Source organism: Oleiphilus sp. HI0123 (genome assembly GCF_001635315.1).
This window is the reverse complement of record NZ_LWGE01001235.1, coordinates 1-1,160: the sequence shown is the minus strand read 5'-3', so window position 1 is coordinate 1,160 and position 1,160 is coordinate 1. Positions and strand designations below refer to the sequence as shown.

The 1,160-nt window shown below is 44.7% G+C and carries 2 protein-coding genes; both read left to right on the top strand.

The window, feature by feature from the left end; all coding sequences use genetic code 11:
* Positions 1-105: 105 nt before the first annotated feature.
* Positions 106-537, top strand: a complete 432-nt coding sequence (locus tag A3761_RS14330; protein ID WP_068509254.1) for an arsenate reductase ArsC — start codon at positions 106-108, stop codon at positions 535-537.
* 116 nt (positions 538-653) lie between these two features.
* A partial coding sequence (gene trmB, locus A3761_RS14325; RefSeq protein ID WP_068750391.1) for a tRNA (guanosine(46)-N7)-methyltransferase TrmB occupies positions 654-1,160 on the top strand: 507 nt, incomplete at its 3' end.

Here is a 1,160-nt window from a genome sequence, read left to right as displayed (position 1 = left end):
TGGAAATGTAACTTGGTTCAAAAAAATAATAATACTTGATGAATCTTTTCAGATTTACGTGGTCTATTAGCATTCATCCCCTTACAAAAGGAAGACTAAACCGAGATGTCTCAGGCACCCAAAAAAGTCCTTTTTCTGTGTACCGGTAACTCTTGTCGAAGCCAAATGGCCGAAGCCTGGGTAAATACGATCAGAAATAAAGAGTGGCAAGCATACTCTGCAGGCATAGAAACCCACGGTATGAACCCTAATGCTGTTTCAGTGATGGGGGAACTTGGGGTAGATATGAGCAAACATTATTCTAAGCATATTGAAGAGCTCGAAGCGCAACAGTTCGATTTGATCGTGACAGTTTGCGGTCATGCTGCTGAACATTGCCCAAACTTATCGGAGTTCAAAGAGATTAAGCATGTTCCTTTTGATGACCCGCCATCGTTAGCGAAACTAGCTGCTAATCAGGAAGATGAGTTGGAGAGTTATAGGCGTGTGCGAGATGAAATCAGGGCTTTTGTTGAGTCGTCTAGCTTTTCTAGCTAAAGCGGCTTGAGATACCTTGATCTTTGCTCCATGCAGTCCTATTATGCGCGCTTTTTAATCAATACTAAGCTTCTTTAATAAACTGCATTTGCACTGACGTAACAAGGCTCAACATAATGACCGAAGAACATCAGGATTCCGCACAGACGGACGAAACTGACTCAAAAGAGACGAATACCAAAGGTCCTAAAATTGAAGTGGCTAACCTCAAGAAAAGGCCGATTAGAAGCTTCGTTGTTCGCAGTGGAAGGATGACCGCAGGCCAGCAAAGAGGCTTTGAAGAGTGTTGGTCAACGATGGGCTTGGAGTTAGCGAAAGCGCCTTCTGATGTTCGTGAGAGTTTTCCTCTTGCGCAACCTTTAGTGGTAGAAATTGGTTTTGGCATGGGTGCATCACTAAGTGAAATGGCTCATCAGGCGCCTAATGAGAACTATTTGGGGATTGAAGTTCATCGTCCCGGAGTTGGTGCGCTCCTAAATCAGGCGGGTGATCTAGGCTTGGAAAACTTACGAGTATTCTGCGCCGACGCCAACGAAGTGCTGGCACGGAATATTGCTGATGATTCCGTTAGTCGCCTACAGCTTTTCTTTCCCGACCCATGGCATAAAGCACGCCATAATAAA

Coding starts and splice junctions, on each gene's coding strand:
- A3761_RS14330 (WP_068509254.1), top strand. CDS start 106: ATGTCTCAGGCACCCAAAAAAGTCCTTTTTCTGTGTACCGGTAACTCT.